Here is a 16,983-nt window from a genome sequence, read left to right on the forward strand (position 1 = left end):
AAGTATTTCAAGCACAAAAAACCCCGGCCTGATGAATCAGTACCGGGGTTGATTGGGTGCTAACTAACTGATCGTTACATATTCTCTATCATCGCATCACCAAAGGCAGAGCAGCTCAGTAGTGTTGCATCTTCCATCAGACGCTCAAAATCGTAGGTAACGGTTTTGGCCTGGATTGCACCCTCCATCGCCTTAATCACCAGATCAGCAGCCTCAGTCCATCCCATGTGGCGCAGCATCATCTCGGCTGAGAGAATGATCGAACCGGGATTGACCTGATCCTTACCGGCATATTTTGGTGCGGTGCCGTGAGTTGCTTCGAACATCGCGACGCTATCTGAAAGGTTGGCACCGGGAGCAATGCCAATACCACCGACCTGCGCCGCCAGGGCGTCAGAGACGTAGTCGCCATTGAGATTCAGGGTTGCGATCACATCATATTCGGCAGGACGCAGCAGGATCTGCTGTAGGAAGGCGTCAGCGATGACATCTTTGATAACGATCTCTTCACCGGTTTCCGGATGCTTGAAGCTGCACCAGGGACCACCATCAATCTCAACCGCGCCAAACTCCTCCTTGGCAAGCTCGTAACCCCAGTTTTTGAAGGCACCCTCGGTGAACTTCATGATGTTGCCCTTGTGCACAAGGGTCACTGAGGGGCGTTTATTATCGATCGCATACTGGATCGCCTTGCGTACCAAACGCTTGGTCCCCTCGGCCGAAACTGGCTTGATACCGATACCGGAGCTCTCTGGGAAACGGATCTTTTTCACTCCCATCTCACTCTGCAGGAAGTCGATTACCTTCTTCACCTCGTCACTCCCCTCGGCCCACTCGACACCGGCGTAGATGTCCTCGGAATTCTCACGGAAGATAACCATATCGGTCTTCTCAGGCTCCTTAACCGGGCTAGGTGTACCCGTGTAGTAGCGAACCGGGCGCAGACAGACGTAGAGATCGAGTTCCTGACGCAGGGTAACGTTGAGAGAGCGGATACCACCACCAACGGGGGTGGTGAGCGGTCCCTTGATCGAGACAACATAGTCTTTCACCGCCTCAAAGGTCTCCTCAGGTAGCCAGACATCGCCACCGTAGAGGTTATTGGCCTTCTCACCGGCATAGACCTCCATCCAGGCGATTTTGCGATTGCCGCCATAGGCCTTCTCAACGGCGGCATCAACAACCTTCTTCATCACCGGGGTGATATCGACACCGATTCCATCACCTTCGATGAAGGGGATAATTGGTTGATCAGGTACGTTGAGAGAAGAGTCGTCGTTGAGGGTGATCTTCTCGCCAGAATCAGGAATTGCGATCTTGTCGTAAGCCATTACCATTACCGTTGCTGTTGAATTGGCAGGCATTCTACCACTTCAAAACGCGACGGAGGCCATGCAAAACACGGGGCTATTGGGTCGGAATTAACAGGCAGAGCTACTCGTCATCCAGATTGGCACGACCACTGGCGACAATTCGTCCCATGGTGCGCTGATCGGCTCTTGAGAGTTCAGAGTAGCGAATCGAGATTCCAACACCTGTTCCCAGAAGATTGAGTATCTGGCACTTGGTCAAGATTCGCGCTTCATTCATACCACATTTGTAACGTAGCGTGAGCAGTCCAACCTGGCCAATTTCGGGCATCTTACCGCCTGCGGCTGAAAACGAGGTGCTCTCCATAAAGGCACCTTCAATCGCAAGTGTGCGAGTGCTTCCGTAGAAGGTCTGACCGCCCGACATCTGCAACGAACACGCAAGTCGTATTCGTTTGCTAATATGACGTCTGACCTCAACTACACTCACTATTGTGATTCCCAAATAGAGACTCGTGGGCTAATTTTAGTCAGAAACCCTGAATCAAACCGTTACCATGCTCACAGATCAGCGATGAAGATCGATAGACCCCACATCACCGTAGCCGCCATTTGCGAGAAAAATGGGCGTTTTCTCTGTGTTGAGGAGATCAGCGAGGGAAAGCGCGTCTATAACCAGCCAGCGGGACACCTCGAACCGGGTGAAACGCTACTGGATGCGGTTATTCGTGAGACTCAAGAAGAGAGTGGCTGGACCTTCCAACCGGAGTCGATTGTAGGTATCTACAACTGGACTCGTCCGGAGGATCAGCGCACCTACGTCCGCGTCACCTTCTGTGGCAGCTGTGGTGACCACCATCCTGAGCAACCGCTCGACCAGGGTATTGAACAGGCGCTCTGGCTCACGCGTGACGAGTTAGTAAACGCATCAATCAAATTGCGCAGTCCCATGGTGCTTCACTGTATTGATGATTACCTGGCGGGCGAGCGCTATCCACTCGAACTAATCAGCGAGATATGAGGCACTCAGGGTTTGTTGTCGGTAGAATAGTCACCACTCTTTCTACGCAGTTACGTTAACCCCTTGTCTATGTCACATCCTGCCTCTACTCGCGTCATCCTTGGCATCTCCGGAGGCGTAGACTCCTCTGTCGCTGCGCTGCTACTTAAACAGCAGGGTTACCAGGTTGAAGGTCTCTTCATGAAGAACTGGGAGGAGGACGATAACGAGGAGTACTGCAGTGCGGCTGAGGATCTGGCCGATGCCAAGGCGGTCTGCGATCAGCTCGATATTCCACTCCACTCAGTCAACTTCTCTGCCGAGTACTGGGATCGTGTATTTAAGTATTTTCTCGATGAGTACGGTGCCGGACGCACCCCCAATCCCGATGTACTCTGTAATCGTGAGATCAAATTCAAGGCGTTTCTCGACTACGCCATCGATCTTGGCGCCGACTATATCGCGACAGGCCACTACGCCGGAGTCGATCAGGTCGATGGGAACTTCCAGCTATTACGTGGTCAGGACCGGAACAAGGATCAGAGCTATTTCCTCTACACCCTCGGGCAAAAGCAGCTGAGCCGCACCCTCTTCCCGCTCACCCATCTACCCAAACCGGAGGTGCGCCGTCTGGCTGAGGAGGCCAACCTTACGACCAAAAACAAGAAAGATAGCACCGGCATCTGCTTCATCGGAGAACGCGATTTTCGTGACTTTCTCAGTCGTTACCTCCCCGCCCGTCCCGGTGAGATGCGCACGCCCGAGGGTGAGTATGTCGCCGAACATCAGGGATTGATGTACTACACCCTTGGGCAGCGTAAGGGGCTGGGTATCGGTGGCATCAAGGGCAAGAGTGAAGATCCCTGGTTTGTGGTCGGAAAAGAGCTCGAGCAGAACGTACTGCTGGTCGCACAGGGACACGACCATCCGCTTCTGTTCCACACCGGTCTCGAGGCGAGCCAACTCCACTGGGTTACTGGAAGCGCGCCAGATCTACCGCTCGAGTGCAGCGCCAAAACACGTTATCGCCAGAGCGATGCCGCCTGTGTTATTGAGCCGATTTCAGATGGGTGCTGCCAGGTCAAATTTAAACAACCGCAGTGGGCCGTCACCCCAGGTCAGTCGGTTGTCTTCTATCAAGGTGAGGTCTGCATCGGTGGTGGCATCATCGAATCAGCAATAGAGTAGAGAGATGGAAAAAACAGTTAGAAACCAGACCATAGCACTAGCAGGCACACTGCAGGCGGTGACCATGGTCAAACAGCTTGCTCACGGCGAGCAGTACGATCAAGACGACCTACAGACCATGGTCGGCACCGTTTTCGAGACCGAACCGGCATCGATCGAAGCGGTCTACGGTGGTCTGGCGGGGGTTGCCAACGGACTTCGCCTGCTGATCAGACAGCTTGGCGACGATACCTCGCAACGCGATATCGAGACCACCAAGTACCTGATCACCCTGCTTCACCTGGAGAAGCAGCTGATGAAGCGCAGTGATCTGCTGGAAACGGTCACCGCAGGTATCGAGCGGGCACGTCAGCAGCTTAACCATTTTGAACCGACCCACAGCAACGTTATTGCAGGTCTGGCAGACACCTACTTCACCACCATCAGCACCCTGCAACCACGCATCATGGTGCAGGGCGATCCAGCGACACTAAACAGCCCGGAGAATGCCAATCGCATTCGCGCCCTGCTATTGTCAGGTGTTCGTTCAGCGATTCTCTGGAAGCAAGCAGGAGGCGGAAAGTTAAGGTTAATCTTTGGTCGTAAAAAGATTCTTGCTCAGGCCCATGCACTCTGTGCTGAGCTTGAAGAGGGATATCAATAGTCGTTAGTCGATCGACTCAATATATTCGATCAATAGCTGCACACTGCGCACACCCGCCACTCATTTACATCGAGTCGATAGGCGACACGAACCCTCTGTAGGCTGCCATCCAGTAGCGCAGGCTCAACGTTGAAGGCGATCGCATCGACCTCTTTATTGCCACTGGGCCAGGCGAGCACCAGCTTGAGATGCTTATCACCGACGATACGCTGCTGGCGTACCTCGAACTCACCATCAAAGACCGGCTCCTGAAAACCCTGCCCCCACGGCACTGAGAAACGGAGCTGTTCAGCCAGTACCAGCTCAGCTTCATCCTCGGTCAGCGCCCCGTCACTCAACACCACGCCCTGCAGGTCTTCCTCTGTAAGGTGTGCACTCACCTCCTGATCGAAGGCCTCGCTGAAGGCGGGAAAGTGTTCCCGAGACAGACTCAATCCGGCCGCCATCGCATGGCCACCAAACTTGGTGATCAACCCCGGCTCACGTGTCGCGACCGCATCGAGTGCGTCGCGGATATGCAGTCCAGGTATAGAGCGTGCGGAGCCCTTGATTGAGTCATTGCCGTCATCGGTGAAGACGATCACCGGGCGATGCACACGATCCTTGATCCGCGAGGCAAGTATCCCGATCACACCCTGGTGCCAGTTGGGGTCATAGAGACAGAGTCCCATCGGCATCTCATAGCTATCGTCAAGATTCATCTTGTCGAGATCGGCGACCGCCTGCTCGCGCATCGAATCCTCAGTCTCACGCCGTTCACGATTAAGCTGGTCAAGCTGGCTAGCGATAGTTCGCGCCTCCTCGAGACGATCACTTAACAGCGCACGAATACCGAGATTCATATCATCCATGCGCCCTGCCGCATTGAGCCGCGGTCCAATGGCAAAACCGAGATCGGCCGAGACCAGACGTGAGGCGTTGCGCTTAGCCACCTCGATCAACGCCTGAATGCCGCAACACCCCTTACCGGCGCGAATTCGTGATAATCCCTGTGCCACCAGAATCCGGTTGTTGTGATCAAGCGGGACGACATCGGCGACCGTACCCAGAGCCACCAGATCGAGCAGCTGTGCCAGATTGGGCTCGGCTAAATTGCGTTCAGCGAACCATCCCTGCTCACGCAGATAGGTACGCAGCGCCATCATCAGATAGAAGATCACGCCAACCCCTGCAAGGTTCTTACTCGGGAAGGTATCACCGAGCTGGTTAGGGTTAACGATCGCCTGGGCCGCCGGAAGCTCTCTGCCCGGTAAGTGATGGTCGGTCACCAGCACCTGAAAACTACCCGCGCGTCCGACCATCAGACTTGAGATACCGTTATCGACGGTGATGATCAGATCAGGATTACGTTCAGCTGCGACATCAACAATTTCGGGGGTCAGACCGTAGCCATACTCGAAGCGATTCGGCACCAGGAAGTCGACCTCGGCCGCCCCCATCATCTTCAGTGCACGCACCGCTACAGCGGTGCTCGTTGCACCATCGGCATCAAAATCTCCAACAACCAGAAGACGCCAACCACTGCTGAGCGCCTGATGGAGCAGTTTGAGCGCTGCATCGACACCCGCCAGTTCTCGATAGGAGTGCAGGCCATTGAGCTCATGCTCCAATTCGCCAGTGGATCTGATATCGCGAGAGGCGTAGATGCGTGCCAGCAGCGGTGGAAGACCACTGTTTGCGATCGATTCACTCACTACAGGCTCTTCACGCCGAATAATCTGTTTATCAGTCACGATGGTGTTTAATCTCTCAGGTAGTTGATCAGATCAACAATGGGTTTTTTTCGCCGCCACAGCTTCCAGCGATCCGAACGAGTGATCCGATACTCACTGCCACTACACGCAGTAGCTGTATCGATTCAACTGCTCCCGATTCGAGTAACGATTGAAGTGCAGCAAACCAGTTCCGGTCGAGTATCTGTAACTGGCTATACCAGGATTCAAAATCGCCATAGGCGAGTGCTGATTCCAGGCCCTCAATAACCAGTAGTATTTTGGATGAAGAGGTATCAACCCCGTCGAGCCAGTTATCACCCCGTTGTGGCAGATCGTGGTGTGCTGTGGCTGAGAGTCGTGCAAGCCCTTCTGCCACCACACTATTACTCCACACCTCATCAAAGTGAGACGAAAGCTCAGGTAGTTGACCACCACCCCAGAGCCAGAGGCTGTTGATCTCGGCACGACCTGTGAGTTGACGCTGCTGATTGACCGGATGGGTGTGCAGCAGCATCTGTATCTCATTCAGCCACTGGTTCCATTGCGCCCCGCCCTCCCCCTTCGGCAGATGCTGACTGACATCACAACCGATCGCCTCTTCAAGCGCCATGCAGTTCAGCTTTGGATCCTCTGCAAGCTTGAGATACCAACGCCCTTCAGTACCCATTTCGAGACTCATACCAGTGGGTGTAATCAGTTCGTTAATCGACTCAATCAGGGCCTCCGCCTCTTCTCTCTCAATGTTGAGCAGCTGCATCTCGTAGAGATGCAGTCCCGTTATCTCAGGGCGGAGATGGACAGGATCTGCACGCAGAAGATAACCAACCTCATTATCCGATGGGCTGGAAACATCAGCGACATAGGCTGCCTGCGCAACGGAGAACGGCGGAGTGATATTGCGCGATGGGGTAAAACAGGCGAAGAGGTTATGGGTAGCGTCGTGATGGTTGGTACACACAACGCTTCTGCTCAATAGAGACTCGAGTTTAGGTAGCTCGAAGTGGGCACCGCCATGGGGCGGAATCGGCCCCAGTAGACCAGGAATCAGCAGGGTGAGATTTTTCTGTGGCGCTGAGATAGTCGTTGCTCGCTTAGCTCGGCTTTGGGGAGTTGCACAGAGTTTATGTGCCGCTACACCTTTGTGTAACGGCACACGGTAGCGTTGCAGCTATTCCGAATCGAGGGCTTCGAGTCGAATTCGAACAACCTGCTCTTTCACGGTGTCGAGCGCTTCGATCTGCTTGATTGCCTCGTTCATCTGCTTCTCACGGATACGGTGGGTCAACATGATCACCGGTACCCAATCGGCATCAGCAGGCTGCTCCTTCTGCAGGATCGCCTCAATGCTGATCTGTTGATCGGCAAGGATGCGAGAGACATCGGCAATTACACCCGGCTTATCACTGACGTGAATACGCAGATAGTAGGCCGTCTCGATCTCTTCCATCGGCAGGATGGGATGATCGGAGAGCGCATCGGGCTGGAAAGCGAGATGTGGTACGCGGTTCTCAGGGTCCGAGGTGAGAGTACGTACTACATCGACAATATCACCAACAACGGCCGAGGCAGTTGGCTCGGCACCGGCACCGGCACCGTAGTAGAGGGTCGGGCCCACGGCATCACCCTTCACCAGTACCGCATTCATAACACCGTCAACGTTTGCAATCAGGCGGCGCTGAGGAATCAGAGTTGGGTGGACGCGCAACTCAACGCCCTCCTCGGTGCTACGAGCCACACCGAGGTGTTTGATGCTGTAACCAAGCTGCGCGGCATTATCGACATCATCGCTGGTGATCTTGCTGATCCCCTCGGTGTAGGTCTTCTCGAACTGTAGAGGAATACCGAAGGCGATCGAGGCAAGGATGGTCAACTTGTGAGCGGCATCAATACCCTCAACGTCGAAGGTCGGGTCGGCTTCGGCATAACCGAGCGCCTGTGCCTCAGCCAGTACATCGGCAAAGTCACGTCCCTTGTCGCGCATCTCGGTGAGTATGAAATTACCAGTACCGTTGATGATGCCGGCCAGCCACTCGATGCGGTTACCTGCCAGCCCCTCACGGATAGCCTTAATAATCGGAATACCGCCAGCAACAGCCGCCTCAAACGCGACCATCACACCCTTCTCCTGAGCCGCAGTGAAGATCTCGTTACCGTGCAGAGCGATTAACGCCTTGTTGGCGGTGACCACATGCTTGCCATTCTCGATTGCCTTGAGAACCAGTTCACGCGCCAGATCGTAACCACCGATCAGTTCAACCACCACATCGACATCAGGATTGTTAACCACCTCAAAGGCGTCGTTAGTAAGAACCGCCTCTTCGGTACCCATGGGACGATTATCGCTATCGATATTACGTGCGGCTGCGTGCACCACGCGGATGCCACGACCTGCCCTGCGCGTGATCTCCTCAGCGTTACGTGAGAGTACCTTGGCGGTACCGCCACCAACTGTTCCAAGACCCAGCAGGCCAACATTTACGGGCTTCAAGACTCATCTCCTTCTGCTGCAGCTGCAGCCTTACTATCGCTACGGAACATCTCGCGAATACCTCGCACCGCCTGACGGGTACGATGTTCATTCTCGATGAGCCCAAAACGGACGTGGTCATCACCATAATCACCAAAGCCGATGCCGGGTGAAACGGCAACCTTCGCTTGAGCGAGTAGTTTTTTAGAAAATTCGAGCGAACCGAGATGACGGTACTGCTCGGGAATTGGGGCCCAGACAAACATCGTCGCCTTCGGCTTCTCAACTGCCCAGCCGATGCTGGTAAGGCCATCACAGAGCACATCGCGACGACTCTGGTACATGTCACGGATCTCAGTCACGCAGCTCTGGTCGCTCTCAAGTGCGGTGATTGCTGCAACCTGGATCGGAGTAAACATGCCGTAATCGAGATAGGACTTCATTCGTGCCAGCGCAGCGACCAGTGTCTTGTTGCCACACATAAAACCGACACGCCAGCCCGGCATGTTGTAGCTCTTCGACAGTGAGTAGAACTCAACCGCGACATCCTTGGCACCGGGCACTTCAAGGATAGAGGGTGGTTTATAGCCATCGAAGGCGATCTCGCCATAGGCGATATCGTGCACCACCCAGATCTCATGCTCGCGCGCAATCGCAACAACCTTCTCAAAAAAGTCGAGTTCGACGCACTGCGTGGTGGGATTACCAGGGAAGTTCAGTACCAGCATCTTTGGCTTCGGCCACGAGTCCTTGATCGCCTTCTCCAGCTCACCGAAGAAGTCACCTCCTTCGACCAGAGGTACGTGGCGGATATCGGCACCAGAGATGGTAAAGCCGTAGGGGTGGATCGGATAGGCGGGATTGGGGACCAATACCGCGTCACCGGGTCCCATGGTAGCGAGCGCCAGATGGGCGAGACCCTCTTTAGATCCGATGGTGACAATCGATTCAGTCTCTGGATCGAGATCGACATCGAAACGGCTCTTATACCAGTTACAGATGGCACGGCGCAGGCGTGGGATGCCGCGCGAGACTGAGTAGCGGTGGGTATCCCCACGCTGAGCGGCCTCAACCAGCTTGTCGACGATATGTTGAGGAGTCGGCTGATCGGGGTTACCCATGCCGAAATCGATAATATCTTCGCCACGGGCTCGTACCTTAGCCTTCAACTCATTAACGATATTGAAAACATAGGGCGGTAAGCGCTTGATTCTTTGAAATTCTTCGATCACAAATCTGTTTCCGGATTGGGCCTGAGCCACATCAATTCGGGGCATAACCCCAGCCAAGAGGCAAAACATTACTTAGCAGGGGAAAGGGTGTCAAACACTATATTTTATAGGCTAGCTATTGAGCGAGGCAGATGAGACCGGTAAGGTGCGTTTATGCAGTTTCAACTTGAACAATCGGCAGGTGGCCACGCCATTCGTGCCTACCAACGTGATGCGATCAAGATCGGTGCGACCACCTACACTGAATCGCTGATTGTCACCCCAGAAAAGCTCCTCGAGGGGTGGTGTAGCGCGGGATTCGAACAGCTGCAACGCGACGATTTCGCCTCGATTGCCGAGCTGGAGCCCGAGGTGGTGGTGCTGGGAACGGGTGAGAAACAGCGTTTTCCCAACCAAAAATTGATGATCGATCTGATCAATGCCGGTATCGGTGTAGAGGTTATGGATACGGCTGCGGCATGTAGAACCTACAACATACTGCTCGCAGATAGTCGCCGCGTTGCTGCGGCACTGCTACTCGACTAGCGCAATAACACCTCGATCGAGTAGCCGTCATGCTCGAGAATCTCGCGTAGACGTCGCAGCGCATCCATCTGTATCTGTCTGACACGCTCACGTGTTACACCAATTTCATTGCCGACCTGTTCGAGCGTGGAGATATCGTAGCCGTGCAGACCGAAGCGGCGCTCCACCACCTCGCGTTGCTTATCGTTTAGCTTCTCCAGCCAACGATCAAGCGATGAGACGATCGCCTCATCTTGTAGAAAATCGGTTGGATCGAGTGAGTTCTCATCAGGGATCGCATCGAGCAGCGACTTGCCACCCTCCTCACCACCGATCGGAACATCAACCGATGCGGTGCGCTCATTGAGCCCCAACATCCGTTTTACATCCTTGATCGGTCGATCAAGCTCAGCAGCCACCTCTTCAGGGGTCGGCTCACGATCAAGCCTCTGTGATAGCTGGCGAGCAGCACGTAGATAGACGTTAATCTCTTTGACGACATGGATTGGCAGTCGAATGGTGCGCGTCTGATTCATGATGGCGCGCTCAATAGTCTGACGTATCCACCAGGTCGCATAGGTTGAGAAACGGAACCCGCGCTCAGGATCAAACTTCTCCACAGCGCGTATCAGACCGAGATTACCCTCTTCGATCAAATCGAGTAGTGCAAGACCTCGATTCATATAGCGGCGTGCAATCTTCACCACCAGGCGAAGGTTACTCTCAATCATCCGCTTGCGACCCGCCTCCTCTCCCCTGAGCGACATGCGAGAGTAGTGCACCTCCTCCTCTGCTGTAAGCAGAGGGGAGAAACCGATCTCTTTAAGATAAATTCTAGTGGCATCCATCTGCCGACTCGAAATCTCACCCGCCTCATATGACTTCTTGTCACTCTCTTTAGAAGAGGGTGCGCCGGGGGGAGTATCGGGATGTTTCGTTGTTGCCCCATCATCATCGAGGCGCAGTTCTTTTGTCTCATCTGAATCCGCAACTTCAACTTCTTGCGACGTCTGATCTGGCGACTGCTTATTGCTCATTATTACTGCTTCCTTTTTGCAGGTGCAGACTCAGCTTAACGCCATGCACTCACACAACACAACTCCATATTTTTACTGTCTTTTATCCGCTAATTAGCTATGGATATACGCACGAATATGATGCAAATAAATTACCTACTCTTAGGTAATACATATTGGGGATTAATCGGTTTTCCATTACGACGAATTTCAAAATAGAGCGCAGGCGCTGCTTTTCCTTTACGTCCCATCTCTGCAATACGCTGACCTACGCGTACGTTCTGCCCCTCTTTAACCAGCAACTTTCGATTAAAGGCGTAGGCGCTAAGATAACTTTTACTGTGTTTAATGATGATCAGGTTTCCATACCCCTTAAGCCCATTACCGCTATAGACAACCTTTCCGTCGGCTGCCGACAGTACGCTGTTACCGTATTTTCCAGCGATCGATATTCCCTTCTTTCCAACCGCTTTTGAAGAGTAACGAGAAACAACACGCCCCTTATGTGGCCAGTGCCATTTAACTTTTTTATTACTGTTATAACTTTTTCTTGTAGGTTTTTTGACTACAGAGGCTCTTTTTGTCGCCGGCTTTTTAACGGCGACCGGCTTCTTCACTATCGGTTTTTTTGCGGTGCTTTTTTTTGTGACTGGGCGTTTAGGTTTTGACGCGGATGACTTTGGCTTTGCAGCTGCCGGTTTTGTTGCGATAGATCTTTTCAGCGAAATGCGCTGATCAACAAATATTTTATAGGGTGGTTTGATGCCGTTTCGACTGGCCAGCGTTTGATGATCCAGGCCATAGATCCATGCGATTGAGTAGAGTGTTTCACCCTTGCTGACAACATGGGTGCCGGGCTGATAGCGAGGTTTGTCACCCTGTTCGCGAACCGGTGCGAGTTCACCTCGACCTGAACAGGCTTGAAGCAGCATGAGTGCCGCGATAAGAGTCGTCTTGATCAGCCATCTGCTCATTTATGCCTTAATGACAAAATAGAGCGTCACAACCGCGACAATAAGAATCCAGCCGATTCTATCTATGTACCGGCGTAGCCCCTGCTCCATACGCTCTCCACCCCAGGCGATGATACCGGCAACCAGGAAGAAGCGACCACCTCGACCGATCAGAGATGCAATCAGAAAAGGTGGAACCGCCATGCTGATAACACCAGCGGCAATGGTAAAAACTTTATAGGGGATCGGTGAGAAGCCCGCTAAGAATATCGCCCAGAAGCCCCACTCAGAAAACCACTGCTGCGCACGCTCAAAGCGAGCCCAGTAACCAGCTTTATGGATTAGCGGCTCTATCATTTCGAAGGCAAACATACCGATCAGATAACCGAGCATACCGCCAAGCACCGAGGCGATCGTTGTTATCAGTGCGTAGTGCCAAGCCTTATGTGGCTTGGCCAGCGTCATGGGTGCCAGCATCACATCAGGGGGGATTGGAAAAAACGATGATTCAGCAAAACTGAGAATGGCAAGATACCAGGGAGCGAGTCGATGTTCGGCCCAGACCATCATGCGCTCATAGAGCTTAGAGAAGATGCGCATTAACTTCTCCCACCCAGCAGTGGTACAAAACTAACGCGTTCAAGTTCTGTGGTCTCAAAACCCTCTCGGGTACGTTTTATCATGGTAAGAATTTGATCCCCAGAGGGCCCAACCGGAATAACCAGTCGACCACCAACACCCAGCTGCTCGACAAGACCCTGAGGAACTTCGAGCGGTGCTGCAGTCACTACAATCGCATCAAAGGGAGCCTGCTCAGACCACCCCATGGTGCCATCACTATATTTCAATCGGATATTGCGCAGGCCGAGAAGTTCAAAACGTCGTTTTGCCAGATCACTTAGCGCCTGAATCCTCTCAACCGAGAAGATACGGGGTGAGAGCTGAGCAAGGATCGCCGTCTGGTAGCCTGAACCGGTGCCGATCTCTAGAACGCGCTCAGGTACTCCGTCCATCATCACCGCCTCAGTCATACGGGCAACGATATAGGGTTGAGAGATCGTCTGGCCGTGACCAATCGGAAGTGCGGTATCTTCGTAGGCGCGGCTCGCCAGCGCCTCATCAACAAAGATATGGCGAGGAGTGTTGCCGATAACCTGCAACACCCGCTCATCGCAAACACCTTCGTCGCGCAAACGCTTTACCAACCGGTCACGGGTTCGCTGGGAGGTCATACCGATGCCGCGCAGGGTCTCACTGTTCACTTAGCAAAACCCTCCATCCACTCAGAGACTCTTTCCATAGCGGTGAACTGGGTCAGATCGACCTGTAGAGGTGTCACTGAGATTGCACCGTTTCGAACCGCGTGAAAATCGGTTCCGGGACCGGCATCCTGCTCTGCACCCGGCGGGCCCACCCAGTAGATCGGACGACCACGTGGATCGTTCGATTTGATCACCGGCTCTGCCTTATGGCGGTGTCCAAGGCGCGTGGTCTCAAATCCGGTAATCTCTTCCCAGGGCAGATCGGGTACATTGATATTGAGGATCGTGTCGGCAGGCAACGGTGATTTCAGCAGACGGTCGATGAGCTGTTTCACCACCCGAGCCGCAGTATCGAAGTGCTCAGGCGCGTGGCTGGCCATTGAGACGGCGATCGCCGGAAGCCCCAGAAAACGTCCTTCTATCGCTGCGGCAACGGTTCCCGAATAGAGCACGTCATCGCCCATGTTGGCACCGGCATTAATGCCGGCCACCACCATGTCGGGCTCTCGATCGAGCAGACCGGTGATTGCCAGATGGACACAGTCGGTGGGGGTGCCGTCGACTGAGATAAAGCCGTTATCTGCGACACGCGCTCGAATCGGGCTATCCAGAGTCAACGAATTGCTCGCACCACTACGATCTCGCTCGGGGGCAACCACCGAGATTTCAGCAAGCCCGCTAAGCGCCTTTGCCAACGCTGTAATACCGGGTGCCTGATAACCATCATCGTTACTAATCAGAATGAACATGAGATATATGCCGAACCGGCTTTAATAGTACTCGTAATTATTAGTTCTAACGGCTCTGCGCGCCACAACCGGGGCGCTAATCAAGCCTGCGCTTGTGTACTTGTTCTACCGCTTTAAAGTGCCACATGGTACCCCATTCTACGCAGTTATCCACAGTTGTAGGTGAGTTTATGACGATCTGCGTTATGCCACCCTTAACCGATCCTATTTAGATGCAAACACTCCTTCAGATGGTAATTCCTCGGCCCACTCATGATCGGCTATCATAGGGGCCCCTCAAGTCGGCTAATAACCGTTATCGATGCGTAAGAAAAACAACATTACAGAAGAGGATCGCGCTCTTTTTTCCACTGAGACACGTGGAATCGAGCCACTTCGCCACGACAAGGTGGTTCACGAGAAACGACGCACCAGACCCTATCCACATATGTCTCGTCAGGGTGAGTTTGAGGCGATACAGGATATGTTCTCTGACGGCTATGAACCGGCCGATATGGAGCGGGGTGAAGAGCTCTACTTCCGACGCCCTGGCGTTCAGCATAATCTGCTACGCAAGCTGCGTCGTGGCCAATACCGCCTCGATGCCGAACTCGACCTGCATGGCATGACTGCGGCCGAAGCGAAGCAGGCACTGAGCTACTTTCTCAGTGATGCACTCTACTCAGGTCTGCGCAATATCCGCATCATTCATGGTAAAGGGATAGGTTCTCGCAATGGCCAACCGGTCCTAAAACGGAAAATCAATCTCTGGCTACAGCAACGTTCAGAGGTACTCGCCTTCTGTTCGGCACGTCCTGCAGATGGCGGTACCGGCGCTCTCTATCTACTGTTAAAGGGCGGCTAATACCCGCCTACTCTGGCCGCTTCAAGCCCAATAACTCCCGTACAACTGAGGTTGCATAACAGCCTGCATGGAGCGTAAAGCTCAACTCCAGAACATCATCTTCAACAAAGTTCCACTCCAGTGCCTTTGGAATTAGCCGCGTTGCACGTCGCTCCTGCTTCAATCCGACATGCTCTAGACCATCTCGCCAACTCTCAAACGGCTCTAGTTCGGCCTCTTCAATCACCAGAGCTTCAGCCTCGCTAAGCAGAGACCCCCTACCCCACATCGGGGCGCTGGGGTGGATATCACCACTCATAAGTCGTTCAGCCAGTGCCGTATCTCCCGTTTCGGTCAGAAAGAAGTTCCGCGACCCATCCAGCATTGCCACCTCACCCTCAAGCAACTGGTTCCAGTTATCCATCTCAATCCGTTTTGAGAGAACAGTATTGAACAGCATCGAACGGGCGGCTGAGATGTAGAGACCACGTAAATTCTTACTCTTGACCCTGCGTCCCGCAAACATGGCCGCCGCTTTATCGAGATTCCCCAGCTGATAGCCGAAACGCTGTTCACCAAAATAGTTGGGCACACCCATCGATGTAATCAGCTTCAATCGCTCATTCAACGCATCCTTATCACCCTCTACCTCTCGCAGCGTCAGGGTAAAACGATTTCCACGCAAAGTGCCGCGCTTTATTTTTCGGCCATGGCGAGTCGCCTCTAATACACATAGTTGATCAGATTCGAGTTCTGACCATTCGGGATCGTCCTGACCGGGAAGATAGAGGCTGAACCATTGAGTGGTAACAGCCACACGGTCCTTGAGGCCTGCGTAGCCGACATCACGCTCTTTAATGCCAGCAAGCCTTGCTAACGATTTAGCTACATCGGCGGTGTTGAGCCCCTTCTTCTCGATCTTTAATACTGCGTGCTCACCGCTACCGTCGGCCTCGAAACCGGCAATCTCATCGACACGAAAATCTGCCGGCTCACTCTTTAGTCGTCCTGTTGCTACCGGCTTACCCAGTGCATAGTTAAGTCGGTCATGGTTGTAGCTCATTACATCACCACTAAGAAATTGTTGAAATCGTTATACTAGTTAATCCAGAATGGAACCCATCTGAGCCTATCTGGTTAGAGCAAGTGAGCTCTTTAGGCTGTCAACAAAGCGAGAAGCTATGTCACTACCTACCATCGACACATCAAATCCGGCTGTGGAGGCGTTCCTAAAAAATGCCCATCGTCACACTTTCAAAAACCGCGAGGTGATTGTACGCCCCGGTGACCCTGCTGATACGCTCTACTACATCATTGAAGGCTCGGTTACGGTGAGCCTGGAGAACGAGGATGGTAATGACCTTATTCTCGACTACCTCAATGCCGCCGGGGAGTCGCTATTTTGCGAAAGTTTGTTTTGGGCATCCAAGCCCAAGCAAACAGCAAAACTTAACGCGACCGTTTATGCCTTCGGCGCCCCGACCGTCCTGCGTACGTTGCGTAATCACCTCTTCGCGGCTCTACACAACTCCCTCAGTGACTCTACGCCGACATAAAGCCGCTGCTGCATCTTCTTCGTCGTCCGCTCGCGCTCTCAACTACGAATAGGCAGACGGCGTCGACTATCGGGGACTAACCGCCCTCACTTCGCTCTCCATGGCGGTCAGCGGCAGCTTTATCGGTGAACTGGGCCTGTTTGTAACTCAGGAGTCGCGTCAGGCGACCGTAACCGCCAAGGCACCCTGTGTTGTGGCTGGCATCACCTACGAGCAGCTCAACACCCTCGCCCAAGGTGCCCTTAAAGAGCACTACGCTAACATTCTCCATTCACTGGCGACCCAGCTTTCACACCGATTGTTGGCAACAGCACGTAAAGCGAGCCACCTCGCCTACATCGGCGTCAGCGGCCGTATTGCCCACACTTTGCTCGATCTTTGTAAGGAACCTGAGGCGATGACGCATCCCGATGGAATGCAGATCAGAATCACCCGTACCGATCTGGGACGTATTGCTGGATGTAGTCGCGAGATGGCTGGTCGTGTACTCAAGAGCATGGAGGAGCAGGAACTGATCACCGTCAAGGGCAAGACGATTGTCGTCTTCGACGCCCGCTAGCCTGAA

Annotated in this window: 19 protein-coding genes; 7 read left to right on the forward strand and 12 right to left on the reverse strand. The window is 53.5% G+C overall.

Translation table 11 applies throughout. The features are described 5' to 3' along the window. Positions 1-74: 74 nt before the first annotated feature. Positions 75-1,331 carry an NADP-dependent isocitrate dehydrogenase gene (gene icd, locus HUE57_RS12770; protein ID WP_078482349.1) on the reverse strand — a complete coding sequence of 419 codons (1,257 nt, stop codon included), beginning with the start codon at positions 1,329-1,331 and terminating at the stop codon, positions 75-77. Between the two features lie 103 nt (positions 1,332-1,434). Further along, on the reverse strand, positions 1,435-1,737 hold the full coding sequence (locus tag HUE57_RS12775; RefSeq protein WP_078482278.1) for a hypothetical protein: 303 nt from the start codon (positions 1,735-1,737) through the stop codon (positions 1,435-1,437). Between the two features lie 147 nt (positions 1,738-1,884). Between HUE57_RS12775 and HUE57_RS12780 the strand changes: the two genes are divergently transcribed. From HUE57_RS12780 to hflD, 3 genes are all read left to right on the forward strand, one after another. Further along, positions 1,885-2,331 (forward strand): NUDIX hydrolase, encoded by a 447-nt coding sequence (locus HUE57_RS12780; protein WP_078482277.1) that lies wholly within the window; start codon positions 1,885-1,887, stop codon positions 2,329-2,331. 63 nt (positions 2,332-2,394) lie between these two features. Further along, positions 2,395-3,498 carry a tRNA 2-thiouridine(34) synthase MnmA gene (mnmA, locus tag HUE57_RS12785; RefSeq protein WP_172840054.1) on the forward strand — a complete coding sequence of 368 codons (1,104 nt, stop codon included), beginning with the start codon at positions 2,395-2,397 and terminating at the stop codon, positions 3,496-3,498. A gap of 4 nt (positions 3,499-3,502) precedes the next feature. Continuing rightward, positions 3,503-4,141, forward strand: a complete 639-nt coding sequence (gene hflD / locus HUE57_RS12790; RefSeq protein WP_078482275.1) for a high frequency lysogenization protein HflD — start codon at positions 3,503-3,505, stop codon at positions 4,139-4,141. A 29-nt stretch (positions 4,142-4,170) separates the two neighbouring features. On the opposite strand, the gene recJ is transcribed toward hflD, so the two are convergent. The 4 genes from recJ to alaC form a co-directional block, all read right to left on the reverse strand. Further along, positions 4,171-5,856 (reverse strand): single-stranded-DNA-specific exonuclease RecJ, encoded by a 1,686-nt coding sequence (gene recJ, locus HUE57_RS12795; RefSeq protein ID WP_420885719.1) that lies wholly within the window; start codon positions 5,854-5,856, stop codon positions 4,171-4,173. 46 nt (positions 5,857-5,902) lie between these two features. Beyond that, positions 5,903-6,829 (reverse strand): hypothetical protein, encoded by a 927-nt coding sequence (locus HUE57_RS12800; RefSeq protein ID WP_174673312.1) that lies wholly within the window; start codon positions 6,827-6,829, stop codon positions 5,903-5,905. 195 nt (positions 6,830-7,024) lie between these two features. Then, positions 7,025-8,344: a homoserine dehydrogenase gene (locus tag HUE57_RS12805; protein WP_078482273.1), complete on the reverse strand. Its 1,320-nt coding sequence runs from the start codon at positions 8,342-8,344 to the stop codon at positions 7,025-7,027. Further along, entirely contained in the window at positions 8,341-9,555 is a 1,215-nt protein-coding gene (gene alaC, locus HUE57_RS12810) for an alanine transaminase (protein ID WP_135621914.1), read from the reverse strand. Before alaC ends, HUE57_RS12805 begins: the two co-directional genes overlap by 4 nt. Positions 9,556-9,708: 153 nt before the next feature. Between alaC and HUE57_RS12815 the strand changes: the two genes are divergently transcribed. Further along, positions 9,709-10,080 (forward strand): Mth938-like domain-containing protein, encoded by a 372-nt coding sequence (locus HUE57_RS12815; RefSeq protein ID WP_078482271.1) that lies wholly within the window; start codon positions 9,709-9,711, stop codon positions 10,078-10,080. On the opposite strand, the gene rpoS is transcribed toward HUE57_RS12815, so the two are convergent. The 5 genes from rpoS to surE form a co-directional block, all read right to left on the reverse strand. Beyond that, positions 10,077-11,096 (reverse strand): RNA polymerase sigma factor RpoS, encoded by a 1,020-nt coding sequence (gene rpoS / locus HUE57_RS12820; protein ID WP_078482270.1) that lies wholly within the window; start codon positions 11,094-11,096, stop codon positions 10,077-10,079. The genes HUE57_RS12815 and rpoS overlap by 4 nt on opposite strands. Before the next feature lie 131 nt (positions 11,097-11,227). Continuing rightward, a complete protein-coding gene (locus HUE57_RS12825; RefSeq protein WP_135622043.1) occupies positions 11,228-12,049 on the reverse strand; it encodes a peptidoglycan DD-metalloendopeptidase family protein in 822 nt (273 codons plus the stop codon). After that, the gene (locus HUE57_RS12830) at positions 12,050-12,628 is read right to left on the reverse strand and encodes a YqaA family protein (RefSeq protein ID WP_078482967.1); all 579 of its coding nucleotides are present in this window, start codon (positions 12,626-12,628) and stop codon (positions 12,050-12,052) included. Beyond that, positions 12,628-13,290, reverse strand: coding sequence for a protein-L-isoaspartate(D-aspartate) O-methyltransferase (locus HUE57_RS12835; RefSeq protein ID WP_236725642.1), 663 nt, complete (start codon positions 13,288-13,290; stop codon positions 12,628-12,630). Before HUE57_RS12835 ends, HUE57_RS12830 begins: the two co-directional genes overlap by 1 nt. Continuing rightward, the gene (gene surE / locus HUE57_RS12840; RefSeq protein ID WP_078482966.1) at positions 13,287-14,039 is read right to left on the reverse strand and encodes a 5'/3'-nucleotidase SurE; all 753 of its coding nucleotides are present in this window, start codon (positions 14,037-14,039) and stop codon (positions 13,287-13,289) included. The genes HUE57_RS12835 and surE overlap by 4 nt, the downstream gene beginning before the upstream one ends. Positions 14,040-14,340: 301 nt before the next feature. On the opposite strand from surE, the gene HUE57_RS12845 reads away from it, so the two are divergent. Beyond that, positions 14,341-14,883, forward strand: coding sequence for a Smr/MutS family protein (locus HUE57_RS12845; protein WP_078482965.1), 543 nt, complete (start codon positions 14,341-14,343; stop codon positions 14,881-14,883). 7 nt (positions 14,884-14,890) lie between these two features. On the opposite strand, the gene truD is transcribed toward HUE57_RS12845, so the two are convergent. Continuing rightward, complete coding sequence (gene truD / locus HUE57_RS12850) at positions 14,891-15,925, reverse strand: tRNA pseudouridine(13) synthase TruD (protein WP_078482964.1); 1,035 nt, start codon at positions 15,923-15,925, stop codon at positions 14,891-14,893. A 118-nt stretch (positions 15,926-16,043) separates the two neighbouring features. On the opposite strand from truD, the gene HUE57_RS12855 reads away from it, so the two are divergent. Next, complete coding sequence (locus HUE57_RS12855) at positions 16,044-16,418, forward strand: cyclic nucleotide-binding domain-containing protein (protein WP_174673313.1); 375 nt, start codon at positions 16,044-16,046, stop codon at positions 16,416-16,418. A gap of 100 nt (positions 16,419-16,518) precedes the next feature. Then, a complete protein-coding gene (locus HUE57_RS12860) occupies positions 16,519-16,977 on the forward strand; it encodes a helix-turn-helix domain-containing protein (protein WP_174673314.1) in 459 nt (152 codons plus the stop codon). Positions 16,978-16,983 lie beyond the last annotated feature (6 nt).

The sequence above is a fragment of the Candidatus Reidiella endopervernicosa genome, assembly GCF_013343005.1.
Lineage (GTDB): Bacteria > Pseudomonadota > Gammaproteobacteria.